Source organism: Streptomyces sp. NPDC005485, from assembly GCF_040606085.1.
GTDB lineage: Bacteria > Actinomycetota > Actinomycetes > Streptomycetales > Streptomycetaceae > Streptomyces.
Window position 1 is genome coordinate 1 of the sequence record NZ_JBEXDZ010000182.1, and the last position, 17,398, is coordinate 17,398.

General features: G+C 71.7%; 14 protein-coding genes. 8 read left to right on the plus strand and 6 right to left on the minus strand.

The genetic code is table 11. The features are described from left to right. Nucleotides 1-18: 18 nt before the first annotated feature. The gene (locus tag ABZS97_RS37940) at nt 19-1,341 is read right to left on the minus strand and encodes an MFS transporter (protein ID WP_356145730.1); all 1,323 of its coding nucleotides are present in this window, start codon (nt 1,339-1,341) and stop codon (nt 19-21) included. A gap of 87 nt (nt 1,342-1,428) precedes the next feature. Next, nucleotides 1,429-2,031: a hypothetical protein gene (locus tag ABZS97_RS37945; RefSeq protein ID WP_356145735.1), complete on the minus strand. Its 603-nt coding sequence runs from the start codon at nt 2,029-2,031 to the stop codon at nt 1,429-1,431. A gap of 80 nt (nt 2,032-2,111) precedes the next feature. Here ABZS97_RS37945 and ABZS97_RS37950 point away from each other — a divergent pair, with 80 nt between their 5' ends. Genes ABZS97_RS37950 through ABZS97_RS37960 form a run of 3 tightly spaced genes read left to right on the plus strand, consistent with a single transcriptional unit; the run spans nt 2,112 to nt 4,185 of the window. Continuing rightward, nucleotides 2,112-3,194, plus strand: a complete 1,083-nt coding sequence (locus ABZS97_RS37950) for a sialidase family protein (protein ID WP_356145738.1) — start codon at nt 2,112-2,114, stop codon at nt 3,192-3,194. A gap of 37 nt (nt 3,195-3,231) precedes the next feature. Continuing rightward, nucleotides 3,232-3,960 (plus strand): NADPH-dependent F420 reductase, encoded by a 729-nt coding sequence (gene npdG, locus ABZS97_RS37955; RefSeq protein ID WP_356145741.1) that lies wholly within the window; start codon nt 3,232-3,234, stop codon nt 3,958-3,960. A 57-nt stretch (nt 3,961-4,017) separates the two neighbouring features. Beyond that, nucleotides 4,018-4,185: a hypothetical protein gene (locus ABZS97_RS37960; protein ID WP_356145744.1), complete on the plus strand. Its 168-nt coding sequence runs from the start codon at nt 4,018-4,020 to the stop codon at nt 4,183-4,185. Between the two features lie 10 nt (nt 4,186-4,195). Here ABZS97_RS37960 and ABZS97_RS37965 read toward each other — a convergent pair whose 3' ends face one another. Next, a complete protein-coding gene (locus ABZS97_RS37965) occupies nt 4,196-4,996 on the minus strand; it encodes a site-2 protease family protein (RefSeq protein WP_356145747.1) in 801 nt (266 codons plus the stop codon). A 158-nt stretch (nt 4,997-5,154) separates the two neighbouring features. Between ABZS97_RS37965 and ABZS97_RS37970 the strand changes: the two genes are divergently transcribed. Next, complete coding sequence (locus ABZS97_RS37970; RefSeq protein ID WP_356145750.1) at nt 5,155-8,553, plus strand: BTAD domain-containing putative transcriptional regulator; 3,399 nt, start codon at nt 5,155-5,157, stop codon at nt 8,551-8,553. A 31-nt stretch (nt 8,554-8,584) separates the two neighbouring features. On the opposite strand, the gene ABZS97_RS37975 is transcribed toward ABZS97_RS37970, so the two are convergent. The 3 genes from ABZS97_RS37975 to panB all read right to left on the minus strand — a co-directional run bounded on the left by ABZS97_RS37975 (nt 8,585) and on the right by panB (nt 11,626). Continuing rightward, nucleotides 8,585-9,433, minus strand: a complete 849-nt coding sequence (locus tag ABZS97_RS37975) for an ABC transporter permease (protein WP_356145753.1) — start codon at nt 9,431-9,433, stop codon at nt 8,585-8,587. Further along, nucleotides 9,430-10,452 (minus strand): ATP-binding cassette domain-containing protein, encoded by a 1,023-nt coding sequence (locus tag ABZS97_RS37980; RefSeq protein ID WP_356145756.1) that lies wholly within the window; start codon nt 10,450-10,452, stop codon nt 9,430-9,432. Before ABZS97_RS37980 ends, ABZS97_RS37975 begins: the two co-directional genes overlap by 4 nt. A 286-nt stretch (nt 10,453-10,738) precedes the next feature. Further along, complete coding sequence (gene panB, locus ABZS97_RS37985; protein WP_356145759.1) at nt 10,739-11,626, minus strand: 3-methyl-2-oxobutanoate hydroxymethyltransferase; 888 nt, start codon at nt 11,624-11,626, stop codon at nt 10,739-10,741. Between the two features lie 222 nt (nt 11,627-11,848). On the opposite strand from panB, the gene ABZS97_RS37990 reads away from it, so the two are divergent. The 4 genes from ABZS97_RS37990 to ABZS97_RS38005 all read left to right on the plus strand — a co-directional run bounded on the left by ABZS97_RS37990 (nt 11,849) and on the right by ABZS97_RS38005 (nt 16,816). Then, a complete protein-coding gene (locus ABZS97_RS37990) occupies nt 11,849-13,441 on the plus strand; it encodes an MFS transporter (RefSeq protein ID WP_356145762.1) in 1,593 nt (530 codons plus the stop codon). A gap of 109 nt (nt 13,442-13,550) precedes the next feature. Then, on the plus strand, nt 13,551-14,171 hold the full coding sequence (locus ABZS97_RS37995) for a TetR/AcrR family transcriptional regulator (protein WP_356145765.1): 621 nt from the start codon (nt 13,551-13,553) through the stop codon (nt 14,169-14,171). Between the two features lie 200 nt (nt 14,172-14,371). After that, nucleotides 14,372-15,409, plus strand: a complete 1,038-nt coding sequence (locus ABZS97_RS38000) for an endonuclease/exonuclease/phosphatase family protein (RefSeq protein WP_356145768.1) — start codon at nt 14,372-14,374, stop codon at nt 15,407-15,409. Between the two features lie 183 nt (nt 15,410-15,592). Further along, nucleotides 15,593-16,816: an MFS transporter gene (locus tag ABZS97_RS38005; RefSeq protein ID WP_356145771.1), complete on the plus strand. Its 1,224-nt coding sequence runs from the start codon at nt 15,593-15,595 to the stop codon at nt 16,814-16,816. The last annotated feature ends 582 nt before the right edge of the window (nt 16,817-17,398 follow it).

Consider the following 17,398-nt stretch of genomic DNA (forward strand, 5'->3'; position numbering starts at 1 on the left):
GACGGCGGCGGCCGGAGGCTACGCGGCCCCGGCCGCCGCCTGGTCCCCGGCCCGCCGCAGCTCCCGCATCCGCAGCGCGTGCTCGTTCGTGCGGACGTCGTAGGTCATCAGCTTCGGCAGGCAGAGCGCGAGGAGCCCCACCGCGCCCACGCAGAGCGCGCCGCCCGCCCAGATCGAGGTGCGCACGTTCGTCCATGCCGCCATGCCGCCGGCCCGCACCTGACCGAGCTGGGGCCCCACCGAGTACGACAGCAGCTCGATCCCGGCCAGCCGGCCGCGCAGCTCGTCGGGGATCGTCTGGTTCCACATCGCGCTGCGGAAGATCCCGCTGACCATGTCGAAGCCGCCGCCGACCACGAGGAAGAGCAGCACCAGCCATACGTCGTCCACGACCCCCGCGGCCACCATGGCGAGCCCCCACAGCCCCGCCGCGAGAGCCACCACCCGCCCGTGCCGCTGGACGCGCGAGGTCCACCCGCTGGTCAGCGTCACCAGCAGCGCCCCGGCCGGCAACGCCGCGTACATCAGTCCGAGTGACCACTCGGCATCCAACTCGTCGGCGAGGAAAGGCAGTACGGCGAGCGGCATCGCGAAGAACATCGCCGCGAGGTCGATCGCGTACGTCCCGAGAAGCTCCTTGCGGCTCCACGCGTACCGGGCGCCCTCCGCTATGGACCGCAGCGACGGCTTCGCGGCCTCGTGCGAGGCGGGTGCCGCGGCGAGCCCGACGATCAGTACGACCGACACCGCGAAGGTGGCCAGATCGGCGGCGTAGGCCCAGCCGAGTCCGGCGTACGCCACGACGACGCCCGCCAGCGCCGGACCGGTGACCCCGCCGACGGTCCACCGCAGGGAGTTGAGGGAGGCCGCGGCCGGCAGGTGCTCGTGCGCCACGATCCGCGGGACGAGCGAGTCCAGCGCGGGCCGCTGGATCGACTCGAGCGCGGACGCCAGCGCGGCCACCCCGTACAACGGCCACACCGACGGGTGCGGCAGCAGCGTGTTGACCAGGAGCACGGCGCTCAGTACACCCTGCCCGGCCTCGGTGAGAAGGATCAGCTTCCGCTTGTCCAGGGCATCGGCGAGCGCCCCGCCGTACAACCCGAACACGATCAGCGGCACCAGCTCCACGGCCCCGATCGCGCCCACGGCCGCCACCGACCCGGTCAGCTCCTTCATCTGCACCGGCAGCGCGACGAACGTGAGGAAACTGCCGAAGCCGGTGATCAGCCCCGCCACCCACAGCCGCCGGAAATCGGCGGACGCCCGCCACGGCGCGAGATCGGGCAGCAGACCGCGCAGCCGGGCGGCGGGAGCAGGAGAGGGCGCGTCGTCACTCACGAGGGGCCATGCTCAGCGGCAACGCCCCCCGAGAGCAACCGCTTTAATCGCGAGCCGGGCCGAGCCGCCCCCGCGACAGGGAAGCCGCTACCACCGAGCCGGCGGCGGCCCCGTCAGCCGGTCCGCCAGCCGCGCCATCCGGTCGCGAAACCGCAGGCGGCCCCGCCCCTCCGGCACGGAGTTCTCCCCGGCGCCCGCACTCACCAGATGCTGCACCGTGTCGAGGTCCAGATCGGTCCCCGCGGGCACCGCCAGCGCCTCGTGCGCCATGGCGTCCAGCTCACGGTCCCCGGAGTCGAGCGCGAGCACCGTCGCCCCGGCCCGCCGGGCGTCGTGCACCCGCTCCAGCAGCGCGGCACCAGGTGCCCCGGGCGAGACGACCAGCAGCGTCTCCCCCCGCCGCGCGGCCTCGATCCGGCCGAGGCCCACGGCCAGGTGCGCGGGGTCGGAGTCCCGCGCCCCGTGCCGCACCAGCGTCGGCGTCAGCTCCGGCGTACCGGACCAGGCCGCCTCGTCCACCAGGTGCGCGGCCAGGTGCCACGGCTCGTACTCCGGCGTGCCCACGAGCAGCAGCCCGCCGCCGTACGACACCACGGACCCGCGCAGCGCGCCCGCGAACCGTCGGGTGGCCCCCAACCACTCGGTCCCGGCGAGCACTTCACGCAGCAGCGCGACCCGTACGGCGTCCATGCGCACGCATCCTGCCGCAACCGGCCACTCGTGACCCGGAGTTCACCACGAATTCGCCCAAGTGGGGCAGGAGCCGGTCCATGGCAGAGGCAAACACGGCAACCATCCCCTTCCGCGCGGGCCGTGAGGGCTACGCGAGCTTCCGGATCCCCGCTGTCGTCGTCACGCACACCGGCGCCCTGCTCGCGTTCTGCGAGGGCAGGGTCGACTCGGCCCGCGACTACGGGAACATCGACATCGTCCTGAAGCGGTCCACGGACGGCGGCCGCACCTGGGGCCCGCTCCAGGCCGCCGCCAGGAACGGCGACAACCTCGCCGGCAACCCCGCCCCCGTCGTCCTCGACACCGGCCGCGTCCTGCTGGTGCACGTCCGCTCCGCCGCCACCGCCTCCGAGGACCTCCTGCTGCGCGGCAAGGTGAAGGACGCCGACGGGCGCCGAGTCTGGGTGCAGCACAGCGACGACGACGGCGTCACCTGGTCGAACCCCAAGGAGATCACCAAGCAGGTGAAGAAGCCGGGCTGGCGCTGGTACGCGACCACCCCCGGCCACGCCCTCCAGCTCACCACCGGCCGCGTCGTCGTCCCCGGAAACCACACGATCCCGCCCACCGGCACCGACAACGGCACCGAGCCGCAGTACAACAGCGGCCACTGCCTGCTCAGCGACGACCGCGGCGAGACCTGGTCCCTCGGCTACCTCGACGAGAACACCAACGGATACGTCAACGTCAACGAGACCACGGCCGCCCAACTCCCCGACGGCCGCGTCTACTTCAACACCCGCACCGACTCGCCCTCGCCCGGCACCCGCGCCGACGCGTACTCGACGGACGGCGGCCGCACCCTCGTCAAGCCCTTCCGCCCCCAAGCAGGCCTTGCCGGTCCCGTCGTCCAGGGCAGCGTCCTCCAACTCCGCGACCCCGACCTGCTCCTCTACTCCGGCCCCGCCGACCCCGCCACCCGCGCCCTGATGACCGTCCGCGCCTCCACCGACTCCGGCATCACCTGGCGCACCGCGCACACGGTCGACGGACTGCCCGCCGCGTACTCCGACCTCGTCCGCGTCGACGCCACGACCGTCGGTCTCCTGCATGAGAGCGGCGACTTCGGCGCGTACGAGACGATCGCCTTCCGCCGCATCCCCGTGACCGCCCTCACCTGACCGCCACCGGCCGCATCCACGCACGTAAGGTCGGCCCATGACCTCTACCGACAGTGCACAGCAGCCCGCCGCAGACGCCCCCGCGAAGGCTCCGGCCAAGGACCCGTGGGACCTTCCGGACGTGTCCGGTCTCGTCGTCGGTGTGCTCGGCGGCACCGGCCCGCAGGGCAAGGGCCTCGCCTACCGGCTCGCCAAGGCCGGCCAGAAGGTGATCATCGGCTCCCGCGCCGCGGACCGCGCGCAGGCCGCCGCCGACGAGCTCGGACACGGTGTCGAGGGCGCCGACAACGCCGAGACCGCCCGGCGCAGCGACATCGTGATCGTCGCCGTACCGTGGGACGGACACGGCAAGACGCTGGAGTCGCTGCGCGAGGAGCTGGCCGGAAAGCTCGTCGTCGACTGCGTCAACCCGCTCGGCTTCGACAAGAAGGGCGCCTACGCGCTCAAGCCCGAGGAGGGCAGCGCCGCCGAACAGGCCGCCGCCCTGCTGCCCGACTCGCGGGTGGCCGCCGCCTTCCACCACCTCTCCGCCGTCCTCCTCCAGGACCCGGAGATCGCGGAGATCGACACGGATGTCATGGTCCTCGGCGAGGAGCGGGCCGACGTGGAGCTCGTGCAGGCGCTGGCCGGCCGCATCCCCGGTATGCGCGGCGTGTTCGCCGGACGGCTGCGCAATGCCCACCAGGTCGAGTCGCTCGTCGCGAACCTGATCTCCGTCAACCGCCGCTACAAGGCGCACGCGGGCCTGCGCGTCACGGACGTCTGAGCGCATGGGGGACACTGGATGCCACCAGCAGTGTCCCCCGACAGGAGAACCCCTTCCATGCCCCGTCTCGCCCTCTATGCCCTCGTGGTCTGCGCGCTGTCCGTGGCCGCGGCCGTCGTCTCCTTCGCGCAGGGCAGCTTGCTGGGGATCGTCTGGGTGCTGCTGGCGGGGCTGTCGTCCAACATGTGCTGGTACTACGCGCGGCGCGGCAAGGCGCGGGGCTGAGCGGGCTCCGTCAGGGGCTGACCTGGCAGAACTCGTTCGTGCCCTGCCAGAAGCGGTACATCTCCTGGCCGCAGTACGACTCGTAGTCCGTGATCCCGAGGCTGCTCAGGATCGAGTCGATCACGTCGAAGAACTCGCGGTTCACCGACGGGACCCACAGCAGCGCGAACACGAACAGCAGACCGAACGGGGCGAACGGCTCCACCTGGCGCTTCACGTTGTACGACAGCCAGGGCTCGATCACGCCGTACCCGTCCAGCCCCGGCACCGGCAGGAAGTTCAGGATCGCGGCCGTGACCTGGAGCAGGGCGAGGAAGGCCAGCGCGAAGCGGAAGTCGCGCGGCACCCCGTCCAGCGCGTCCAGCCAGAACGGCGCCGTGCACGCCACCGCGAACAGCACGTTCGTCAGCGGGCCCGCCGCCGAGATCAGGCTGTGCTTCCAGCGGCCCTGGATACGGCCCCGCTCGATGAACACCGCGCCGCCCGGCAGACCGATCCCGCCCATGATCACGAAGATCACCGGCAGCACGATGCTGAGCAGGGCGTGCGTGTACTTGAGCGGGTTGAGCGTCAGATAGCCCTTCGCGCCGATCGAGATGTCACCGCTGTGCAGTGCCGTACGAGCGTGCGCGTACTCGTGCAGACACAGCGAGACGATCCACGCGGCCGTGACGAACAGGAACACCGCCACGCCCGGCTGCTCGGCGAACCCCGTCCAGGTCGCCCAGCCCGTCACCGCCGTGACGGCAACGATCCCGACGAAGACGGGGCTGATCCTCCGGTCGCTGCGGCGGGATGCGGCGGTGGTCATGAAGAGGGCTCCTGGTGTGGGCTGCGAGTGTGCGGGTCGACCGTACCGGTGGTGTGGGGGGAACGTCCTACGGAGGGCGGGAGGTTCCTGGCAGCCGATATTCACGCACGTCCGAAACCCCGGAGCGGCGCCGGGTCCTCCCCGTAGACAATGGACCCGTGCGCTACCGCATCCTCGGCACCACCCAAGCACTCCGCCCCGACGGCACGGCCGTCCCGCTCGGCGGGGCGCGGCTGCGCGCCCTGCTGACCGTGCTCGCTCTGCGGCCAGGGCGCCTGGTGCCCGCGGCCGTCCTGGTCGACGAGGTGTGGCGCGGCGAGCCGCCCGCCGACGCGACCGGCGCGCTGCAGGCCCTGGTGGGGCGGCTGCGCAGGGCGCTCGGGCCGGACGCGATCGGTTCCGTGGACGGCGGCTACAGGCTCGCCGCGTCCGCCGACGACATCGACCTGCACCGCTTCGAGCGGCTCTCGGGGGAGGGCGCCCGCGCGCTCGCCGACGGCGACCCCGCCAAGGCGGCCGTGGTCCTCGACGACGCCCTCGCCCTGTGGCACGGGCCGCCCCTCGCCGACCTGCCCGACCGCACCGCCGAGTCGGCCCGCTGGGAGACCCGCCGTCTCGACGCGCGCCGCGCCCGCCTCACCGCGGCCCTCGCCCTCGGCCGCGCCGAGCAGGCCCTGCCCGAACTCACCGCCCTCTGCGACGGCCACGCCCTCGACGAACCCCTCCAGGCCCTGCGCATGCGCGCGTTGCGCGACTTGGGCCGCCCGGCGGAGGCACTGGCCGCCTACGAGGACGTACGCCGCCTGCTGGCGGACCGCCTGGGATCCGATCCGGGCCCCGAACTGCGGGCGCTGCACGGGGAGTTGCTGAGCCCGGACACCGGGTCGGACGCACCGCCGTCCGCGTACCCCGAGGTGGACGGACAGCAACCGTACGAGGCCTCGAGCGCCGACGGACGCTTCGCCGCCGACGCGAACGAAGCGGCCACCGGCTCCGCCGCCCTCTCCCGGACCCGCACCGGCTCCCCGACTCCGCCCACGCCCACGCCCCCCGGCAACCTCCGCGCACGCCTGACCTCCTTCGTCGGCCGGGACGCCGACATCGAGGCCATCCGGGGCGATCTCGCGGCGGCGCGGCTCGTGACGTTGCTCGGGCCCGGCGGGGCCGGGAAGACACGGTTGTCGCAGGAGGCGGCGGAGGCCGTGGCGTACGCGGCGCGGGACGGGGTGTGGCTGGCCGAGCTCGCGCCGGTCGACGATCCGAAGGCCGTGCCCGAGACCGTGCTCACCGCCGTCGGGGCGCGCGAGACGGTGCTGCGCGGCGCCGGCGCGGAGGAGATGCGCGCCGTCGCCGACCGGCACGACGACCCCCTCGTGCGGCTCGCCGAGCACTGCGCCAGGCGCCGCATGCTGCTGATCCTCGACAACTGCGAGCATGTCGTGGACGCCGCCGCGCACCTCGTCGAGGCGCTGCTGGAGCGCTGCCCGGAGCTGACGGTGCTGGCGACGAGCCGCGAACCCCTCGGCGTACCGGGGGAGGTGCTGCGACCGGTGGAACCGCTGCCCGAACCGTTCGCGCTGCGGCTGCTCGCCGACCGGGGCGCCGCCGCCCGGCCCGGCTTCCGGATCGACACCGACGACGAGACCGCGGCGGCGGCCGCCGAGATCTGCCGCCGCCTCGACGGACTGCCGCTCGCCATCGAGCTGGCCGCCGCCCGGCTCAGGATGTTGACGCTTCGTCAGATCGCCGACCGGCTCGACGACCGGTTCCGGCTGCTGACATCGGGCAGCCGTACGGTCCTGCCGCGCCAGCAGACCCTGCGGGCCGTCGTCGACTGGTCCTGGGACCTGCTCGATCAGGACGAACGCGGCACGCTGGGACGGCTGTCCGTGTTCGCGGGCGGCTGCGACCTCGCCGCCGCCGAAGCCGTCTGCGGACCCGCCGCGCTGGAGGCGCTCGGCTCCCTCGTCGACAAGTCCCTTGTCGTCGCGGCCCCTTCGGGCGACGGAGCGATGCGCTACCGCCTCCTGGAGACCGTCGCCGAGTACGCGGGCGAACGGCTCGACGAGTCGGGGCAGCGGGCGGCCGCCGAACGCGCCCACCTCACGTACTACCGCGAACTCGCCCGCACCACCGACCCCTTGCTGCGCGGCCCCGACCAGCGCGCGGCCGTGGAACGGCTGGAACTGGAGTCGGAGAACGTACGCGCCGCCCTCCAGCGCGCGGTCGCCGCGCGCGACGAGCAGGAGGCGCTCTGCCTCGTCCTCTCACTGGCCTGGTACTGGCAGATCCGCGATCTGCGCATCGCCGCCCGCCACTGGTCCCAGGAGGTCATGGCCCTCTTCCCCGACCCCTTCGCCGAGCCCGTACGGCAGGCCGCCCCGCTCTACGAGACCTGCACCGACTCCCCGCCGCCGATGCGCCCCGAGGTCCTCGACGAGGCCCGGCGCGGCGTGCACCTCGTCCATCTCGCCTGCATGGACATGGATCTGGACGCCTGGCAGGGCCCGCAGGGCCAGGCGAAGCTGCGCGTCATCAGCGAGACCTACAGCCCGGGTCTCCCGCAGACCTGCCGCAGCCCCGGCAACCTCTGGTTCTACGCCGTGATGCTGACCGGAGACATGGAACGGATGCGCGCCGTCATCGACGAGAACGTCCGCACCTGCCGAGAACTCGGCTACCAGTGGGAGTTGGCCCTCTGTCTCCAGACCCGCGCCAACATGCTGGCCAACCGGGCCTCCTGGGCGGGCGACGCGGCCCGCGACGCCGACGAGGCGCTGGAGGTGTTCACCCGCCTCCAGGACGCCTGGGGCTGCGCCGAGGCCCTCTCCGCGCGCGGCGAGGCCCATGAGCGCCGGGGCGAGTACCCGCTCGCCGCCGCGGACTACGCGGAGGCGATCACGTACGCCGAACGGCTCGGCGCCCGCGCCCAGATGGCGGTGCTCAGCGCCCGGCTCGGCGGCGTGCTCATCGAGTCGGGGGAAGCCGAACGCGGCGAGCGGATGCTGCGCGAGGTCCTGGAGCGTGGCGACGGAACCGTCAACGAGGCGATGCCCGCCTCCCGTCTGTTCCTCGCGATGTGGCTCGGCCGCACCGGCCGGCTCGACGAGGCGCGCGAGCAGATGCGGCTGCTGCGCGAGAACTTCGAGGCCGTCACCTTCATCGTGTTCGACGGGTTCGTGCTGGGCGTGGAGGCCTGGCTGGACGCGATGGCCGGGCAGTACGGGCCCGCCCTGGACAAGGCGCGGCAGGCGATGTCGCGGGCCACCGACTCCCTGTCGCAGGTGATCGCCCCGCAGTTGGTCGCCGCACACCTGACCACCGCCGCCATCGCCCTCACCGGGCTGGACGGCGGCCACCGTGTCCGGGACGCGGCCGTGCTGCTCGGCGCCGCCGACCACCTGCTGCCGCCGGGCCACTTCGTGGGTCCGATGGAGGACGAGGTGCGCGCCCGCGCGGAGGCGGGCGTGCGGGCACTGCTGGACGACGCGGCGTATCGGGCGGCGTACGCCGAGGGCGGCGGGCTCTCCGCTGAGGAGGCCGCCGCCCTCATCTGACGCGGACCGGGGGGCTGTTGCGTGGTGACCGTCAGGTCTTGGTGGTGAACTTGCGGATGGCGATCGGTGCCATGACCGCGGTGAGGACGGCCGCCCAGATCAGCGTCACCAGCACGTCATGGGCGATCGGCTGGCCGCCGTTCATCAGGCCGCGGGCGGCGTCCGCCAGCGACGAGAGCGGGTTGTAGTCGGTGAATGCCTGGAGCCAGCCGGGCATGGTGTCGGTCGGGGCGAAGATGGACGAACCGAACTGCAGAGGGAACAGCACGAGGAACCCCATTGCCTGGATGGACTGGGCGTTCTTCATCACCACGCCCATGGTCAGGAAGATCCACATGATGCCGAAGCCGAAGACGACCGCGAGTCCGACGGCGGCGAACAGCCCGGCCACGCTCGACACGGAAAGGCCGAGGATGAAGCCCACCGTGAGCAGCACGGCCGTGGCGACGAGCATGCGGCACAGCTCCACCGTGATCTTGGCGATCAGGACCGAGGAACGGGCGATCGGCAGGGACCGGAAGCGGTCCATCACGCCCGTCTGGAAGTCCTGGCTGAAGCCGGTGCCGACTCCCATGGCGATGTTCATGCCCATCATCGCCATCAGGCCGGGGACCACGTAGTTGACGTACTCCTCCTGGTTGCCCTTGCCCGCGATCGAGCCGCCGAAGACGAAGACGAACAGCAGGCAGAAGACGATCGGCATCAGGATCGCGTCGAACATCGACTCCGGGTCCTGGCGGATCCACAGCAGGTTGCGGCGGACCAGGGCGCCGATGTGGCGCAGGTTGCCGCGGAGCCCGATCCGGCCGTCGTGCTGGTCGCCAGACAACTGCGGGCCGGGCTGGGGCTGTTGGGGCTTGGTGAGGGTGGCGGTGCTCATACGGCGACCTCCGCGAGTTCGGGGGACGCGTCCTGCGGGGCACCGGCCTTGTGGCCGGTGAGGGACAGGAACACCTCGTCCAGGCTGGGCAGTTCGGTGGTGATGCCGGCGAGCGTGATGCCGCGGGCGGTGAGTGCGCCGACCACCGCGGTCAGTTGCTCGTCGCTGAGGATCTGGACGACGACGGAGCCGGTCTCGACCTCCACGGTCGCGTTGCCGGGGCCGGTGAGGCCGAAGTCGTCGAGCGCAGCCGCCGTCGGGCGCAGCTGCAACGGGTCCGCGGGGCGGATGCGCAGGGTGCGTCCGCCGACCCGCGCCTTGAGCTCGTCGACACGGCCGTTGGCGATGACCTTGCCGTGGTCGATGACCGTCAGCTCGTTGGCGAGCTGCTCGGCCTCCTCCATGTACTGGGTGGTGAGCAGCACGGTGGCGCCGTCGGCGACCATGCGCTTGACCTCCTGCCACACCTCGTTGCGGGTGCGCGGGTCCAGGCCGGTCGTCGGCTCGTCCAGGTACAGGACGGCCGGGTTGCCGATCATGGACGCGGCGAGGTCGAGACGGCGGCGCATACCGCCGGAGTACGTGGATGCCGGGCGCCTGGCCGCATCGGTGAGCGAGAAGCGCTCCAGCAGCTCGTCGGCGCGGCGGCGGGCGTCCTTGCGGGGCAGGTCGAGGAGGCGCCCGATCAGGTAGAGGTTCTCCCAGCCGGGGAGCTTCTCGTCGACCGAGGCGTACTGACCGGTGAGCCCTATGACGCGGCGCAGCTGGCGGGGCTGCTTCAGCACGTCGTACCCGGCGACCGTCGCATGGCCGGAGTCGGGGGTGATCAGGGTGGACAGGATGCGTACGAGGGTGGTCTTGCCGGCGCCGTTGGGACCGAGCACACCGAGGACGGTGCCCTCATGGACGTCCAGGTCGACGCCGTCCAGCGCCTTGGTCTCGCCGTAGTGCTTGACCAGCCCCCGAACGGTGACGGCGCTCTTCGCGCCGCTACTGGGGTTCTTGTCGATTCGCGTCATGCCGATGACGGTCCCAGGCCCCACCGACAAACCACCGACAGTTCACCGACAGCACTCCTGGCCTGCTGACAGATCACCGACAGCCGTCGGCAGGGGGCCAGGCTCATGAAATACGCACACACCGCAACCAGCCATTGAGCAACCCCGACGGCGAGCAATTGGGTCCGCGAGAGCGGCGCCGGTTCAGGCGCAAAAAAGGGACAGCCCGCCGATGGGGGAAGTTCGGCGGGCTGTCCTGGTGCCACAGTGGTCTTCAGCGGCCTTCAGCGGCCGTCTTCGGTGTTCCTCAGTGGACGGAGTGCTCCTCCTGGGGGAACGTTCCGCCGACGACGTCCTCGGCGAAGGCGCGCGCCGCGTCGCCCATGACCGACCGCAGGTTGGCGTACTGCTTCACGAACTTCGGCATCCTGCCGCCGGTCAGCCCGAGCATGTCGGTCCAGACGAGGACCTGCGCGTCCGTCTCCGGACCCGCGCCGATGCCGACCGTGGGGATGTGCAGGGTGCGGGTGACCTCGGCGGCGAGCTCCGCCGGGACGAGCTCCAGGACGACGGCGAAGGCGCCCGCGTCCTGGACGGCCTTGGCATCGCGCAGCAGCTGCTGGGCGGCTTCCTCGCCGCGGCCCTGGACGCGGTAGCCCATGGAGTTCACGGACTGCGGGGTCAGGCCGATGTGCGCCATGACCGGGATGCCGGACTCGACCAGCAGCTCGATCTGGCGGTGCGAGCGCTCGCCGCCCTCCAGCTTCACCGCGCCCACCCCGGCCTCCTTGACCAGGCGGGTGGCCGAGCGCAGCGCCTGCACCGGGCCTTCCTGGTAGGAGCCGAAGGGCAGGTCGCCCACGATGAGGGCGCGCGAGGTGCCGCGTACGACCGCGGCCGAGAGCATGGTCATCTCGTCGAGGGTGACGGGCACGGTGGTCTCGTATCCGAGGTGGCAGTTGCCCGCCGAGTCGCCGACCAGCATGACCGGGATGCCGGCCTCGTCGAAGACGGACGCGGTCATCGCGTCGTACGCGGTGAGCATGGGCCACTTCTCGCCGCGCTCCTTGGCGGCGGTGATGTCGCGGACCGTGATACGCCGAGTGCTCTTGCCTCCGTACAGCGCTTTGCTGCTGTCGGTGGTCTTGAGGACACCCTCCGCAGGCTGCTTCGTGGCAGCCGAAAGCTGCGTCATCGCAACGGCTCCTTCAGTCATCTCGAGGCACCCTGACGGCGTCCCCGGATCACCTCCATGGTGGCACTTCGTGTCACGCGCGGCTAGAGCGGGTCGAGCGACGCAGGTCATAGTCGAGCGCCGGTCCACCGGGACCGGGCAGCCTGAGCGCGTTCGTAAGGTTTCCGTAAAGCATTTTCGATACGAGACGGTGCCGTATCGAAATTCGCTAGGCTGACCTTCATGACAACTTCCGCTGCCCCCGCCGAGCGGCGAGTGCCCGAGGCGGTCCACCGGCGCCGCTGGGCCATCCTCGGCGTCCTCATGCTCAGCCTGCTGATCGTGGTGCTCGACAACTCGATCCTGAACGTCGCGATCAAGACGATCTCGACCCCGGCGCCCGTCGGCCTCGGCGCCACCCAGGGCGAGCTGGAGTGGGCCATCAACGCCTACACGCTCGTCTTCGCCGGCCTGCTCTTCACCGCGGGCCTGCTCGGCGACCGGCTCGGCCGCAAGAAGGTGCTGCTCGCCGGTCTCGCCGCCTTCGGCATCGGCTCGGCGCTCGCCGCCGAGTCCGGCTCGCCGGTCCAGCTCATCGTGTTCCGCGCGGTGATGGGCTTCGGGGCCGCCTTCGTGATGCCCGCCACCCTCGCCGTCCTGATGAACGTCTTCGAGCGCGAGGAGCAGCCCAAGGCCATCGGCATCTGGGCCGGCGGCGTCGGCCTCGCCATCGCGATCGGCCCGATCACCGGCGGCGTCCTCCTCGACCACTTCTGGTGGGGCTCGGTCTTCCTGATCAACGTGCCGATCGTGCTGCTCGCGCTCGGCCTGATGTTCTGGCTCGTCCCCGACTCCCGCGACCCGAACCCCGGCCGTCTCGACCCGGTCGGCGTCGTCCTGTCGGTCATCGGCCTCGTCCTTCTCGTCTACGGCATCATCAAGGGCGGCCAGCTCGCCGACTTCACCGACGCGACGGTCCTCGCGACGATCGCGGCCGGCCTCGCGGTGCTCGCCCTCTTCGTCGTGTACGAGAAGCGCAGCGACCACCCGTCCATCGACGTCTCGTACTTCAAGAACAAGGTCTTCTCGGCCGCCATCTCCGCCATAGCGCTGGTCTTCTTCGCACTGATGGGCGTGACCTTCTTCTCGGTCTTCTACACCCAGAGCGTGCGGGGCTACTCGCCGCTGCAGACCGGCCTGCTGATGCTGCCGCTCGCCGCCGCCCAGATCATCTTCGCGCCGCGGGCCCGGCTGGTGGTCGAGCGCTTCGGCAACCGCGCCACCTGTACGGCGGGCATGCTGATCATCGCCGCGATGCTCGCCGCGTTCGCCACGCTGGAGACCGACACGCCGATCTGGCTCCTGGAGGTCATCTTCTTCTTCATGGGCACCGGTATGGCGCACATCATGACCCCGACCAGCGTCGTCATCATGCAGGCGCTGCCGCGTGAGAAGGCGGGCTCCGCGTCCGCGCTCAGCAACACCTTCCGCCAGGTCGGCGGCGCGCTCGGCATCGCGGTCCTCGGCTCGGTGCTCTCCACCACGTACCGCAACGGCATCGAGGACAAGCTCTCCATGGTCCCCCCGGGCCTGCGCCACACCGCGGGCGAGTCCATCGAGGCGACCCTCGGCATCGCCGCCAGGTCCGGCGCCAACGGCAAGGCCCTCGTCGGCTCGGCCAACGACGCCTTCCTGCACGCCATGCACGTCACCGCCCTGGGCGGCGCGGCCGTCGCGGTCGTCGGTGCCGTGGTGGTCGCCCTGTTCCTGCCGGGCCGCACGCCGGCCCCTCAGGAGGGCAAGGAGGAGGCGGAGTTGGCGACAGCGGACCACTGAGCGGACCCAGGCGGAAGGCGGGCACCCGAGGCGCCGGGTGCCCGCACACGCAGTGCACCAGCGAGAATCACGGGGGAGCAGTACAGGGCTACGAAGAAACGGAGTCGACGTGAGCCTCGCCAACAGCCGTTCCCGGCAAGAGGGCCCCGCTCGGGGCCGCCCCCGCAGCGAGGCGGTGGAACACTCCATCCTCGAAGGCGTGATGAAGCTCCTGGAGGAGGGCGTGCCGCTCTCGGAGCTGTCCATCGAGCGCGTCGCGCGCACCGCCGGCGTCGGCAAGGCGACCATCTACCGCCGCTGGCGCGGCAAGGAGGAGCTCTTCGTCGACGTCCTGCGCGCCGCCGAGCCCCCTGACCCGGAACTCCCGGGCACCTCCATGCGCGACGACCTCATCGTCCTGCTGGAGTCGCTGCGCCAACGCGGCCTGGTCACCCGCTCGTCGGCGATCCTGCACAACGTCTACGCCCAGATGAAGAGCAGCCCGAAGATCTGGGCCGCCTACCACGCCACGGTGATCGACCCGAGGCGCCGGATGGGCACCGACGTCCTGCGCCGCGGCCAGTTGAACGGTGAACTCCGCGACGACGTCGACATCGACCTGCTCAACGACCTCTTCGTCGGCCCCCTGCTCGTGCGCTCCGTCATGCGCCCCGACGCCGAACTCCCCGAGGATCTCGCCCAACAGGTGGTCGACCGGCTCCTCGAAGGGCTGCGCCCACCCGCGCCGTAGCCCACGCGGCGCGCCGGGGCCGAATGTGCGCGTTTCGTCACAGAGGCCGCGCGATACGCCCGCATTCGGAACTTCGAACGCCGTGTTGGTCGTCCTCGTGCCCGTACGGCCGTCATGAGACGGCAGGATCGACACCGATCATCCCCTAGGGTCGTAACCGAGGGGCAGACGGTGTGCACGGCAGGTTGTGAGGCGACGGTATGGCGCAGGCGTATGTGGCGGAGACGGACAACGGCGGCTCGGGGGCCGAGCGTCGAGGTTCCCGGCTTCGGCGCCTGTTCGACGGCTGGAGAGGCGATCGCGGCATCTGGCGCCGCGGTCTGATCCTGGCCGCGCTCGCGATCGTCCTCGCGCTGGTGATGCTGCTGCACTCACGCATTCCCAACAGGATCGGCAACCTCGGCAGTCTGACGGAGACGTTCCTGCCCTGGCTGGGCATTTTCGTCCCGATCCTGCTGATCCTGGCGTTCGTACGGAAGTCGGTGACCGCCCTGATCGCGGTGCTGCTGCCCGTGACGGTCTGGCTTAACCTCTTCGGCGGCCTGCTCACCGACAAGACCGGCAGCGGCGGCGACCTGACCGTCGCCACGCACAACGTCAACGCGGACAACCCGGACCCGTCCGGCACGGCCCGCGACGTGGCCGCGTCCGGCGCCGACGTGCTGGCCCTCGAAGAGCTCACGCAGACCGCCGTCCCGGTGTACGAGAAGGCGCTCGCGGCCACCTACAAGTACCACTCCGTGCAGGGCACCGTCGGACTGTGGAGCAAGTACCCGCTGAGCGGTGCGAAGCCGGTGGACATCAAGCTGGGCTGGACGCGCGCGATGCGGGCGACGGTGAGCGCACCCGCCGGACAGGTCGCGGTCTACGTCGCCCACCTGCCCTCCGTGCGCGTGAAGCTGGAGGCCGGGTTCACCGCGCGGCAGCGCGACAAGAGCGCCAACGCGCTCGGCGAGGCGATCGCCGACGAGAAGCTGAGCCGGAAGATCCTGCTGGGCGACCTCAACGGCACCATGAACGACCGCGCGCTCAACGGCGTCACGTCCCAGATGCGCTCCACGCAGGGCGCGGCGGGCAGCGGTTTCGGGTTCAGCTGGCCGGCGTCGTTCCCGATGGCCCGGATCGATCAGATCATGGTCCAGGGCGTCGACCCCGTGACCTCGTGGACCCTCCCGGAGACGGGCAGCGACCACCTGCCGGTCGCCGCACGGGTGAAGCTCGCCGCCGACGACTCCTGACCGGTGTGACCAGCGCCTCCCGACCGCTGTGACCAGCGGTTCCTGACCGCTGCGCGCAGCCGATCCGACTCTCCTGGATCACGCACCCTCAACCTCCTGGAATACTGGGCCCGAGAGACTTTGTTCCGCAGATGAACTTTCCTCTGCGGAACCCCGCTCGTCCCCCTCGAAAGGCCCCTCTTCATGCCCCTGGCCCTGCTCGCCCTCGCCGTGGGCGCCTTCGGCATCGGCACCACCGAGTTCGTGATGATGGGCCTGCTGCCCGAAGTCGCGGACGACCTCCACATATCGATCCCCGTCGCGGGGCACCTGGTCTCGGCGTACGCGCTGGGCGTGGTGATCGGCGCCCCGCTGCTCGCCGCGGCCACCGCCCGGATGTCCCGCCGCAAGGTCCTGATCGCCCTGATGGGCCTGTTCGTCGCGGGCAACGCCCTCTCGGCGTTCGCCCCCGACTACCACTGGCTGCTCGCCGCCCGATTCCTGAGCGGGCTGCCGCACGGTGCGTTCTTCGGCGTCGGCGCGGTCGTCGCCACCGGCCTTGTGACCCCCGAGCGCAAGGCCCGCTCCGTCTCGCTGATGTTCCTCGGCCTCACCGTCGCCAACATCGCGGGCGTGCCGGTCGCCACCCTCATGGGGCAGCACCTCGGCTGGCGGGCCACGTTCCTGGGCGTCAGCGCGATCGGCCTGGCCGCCATCGCCTCCCTCGCCCTGCTGATCCCGCACGACCACGCGCACGCGCCGAAGGCCGGCCTGCGCGGTGAGCTGGCCGCGCTGCGCTCCCTCCCCGTCTGGCTCGCCCTCGGTACGACGGTGGCGGGGTTCGGGGCCCTGTTCTCCGCGTACAGCTACATCACGCCGATGCTCACGGACTCCGCCGGGTACGCCGACGGCAGCGTGACCCTGCTCCTCGCGCTCTTCGGGGTGGGTGCGACGGCCGGCAACCTGCTGGGCGGCCGCCTCGCGGACCACTCCCTGCGTGGCACCCTCTTCAGCGGACTCGCGTCCCTCGTCGCCGTCCTCGCGCTCTTCCCGGTCTTCATGTCCACGCAGTGGAGTGCGGCGGTCGGTGTGACGCTCCTCGGCATGGCCGCGTTCGTCACGGGATCCCCGCTCCAGCTGATGGTCATGGAGAAGGCCTCAGCCGCCCCCTCCCTGGCTTCCTCCGCCAACCAGGCCGCGTTCAACCTCGCCAACGCGGGGGGTGCCTGGATCGGGGGGCTCGCCCTCGCGGCGGGCTTCGGTGCGACGTCCCCCGCCGTGGCGGGCGCTGCCCTCGCGGTCCTCGGCCTCGCGGTCGCCGCGACCGCCTACGCCGTCGACCGCCGCCGCACCCTCGGCACGACGTCCACCCCGGGCCGCCTCATCGCCACCCACCTCCCCACCCACCAGGAGTCGGCCCACGCCTGAGCCGGGCGCACCGGGGGTGACCGGCAATTCCCGGGTGCCCCCCTGGCTTTGCCGGTCACCTGGGGCTGGGTGGGCAAACCCCTCTCACCCCTGGTTTGAACGCTCCCCCGGGGTGGGTGGGCAAACCCCGGGTACCCCTTGTTTCCTTGTCACCCGGTGTGGGTGCCGGCCGGGGGGTGGGTCACGCAGCCCGGCGTTTGCGGGGTGCCGCTGCGCCCACCCGTGCCGCCCCTGGCGGCACGATTGCCCGCAGAAACGAGGCTTCGCCAGCCCCCCGGCGTCACACGCACCGCAGTGACGCGGCTTCGCCGGCTCCCAGCGTCACACACACCCCCGCTGCGTGGGTGGGCAGCCGCCCCTGGCTCCACGCCCGCCCGCAGTGACGAGGCTTCGCCGGCCCTCGGTGTCATGCGCACCCGTCGCTGCCGGGTGGGCAGCCGCCCCTAGCTCCACGCGCGCCCGCAGTGACGAGGCTTCGCCGGCCCTCGGTGTCATGCGCACCCGTCGCTGCCGGGTGGGCAGCCGCCCCTAACCACACCCGAGCGCACAGGCACAAGGCTTACCCCCCCAACCGTGGCATGC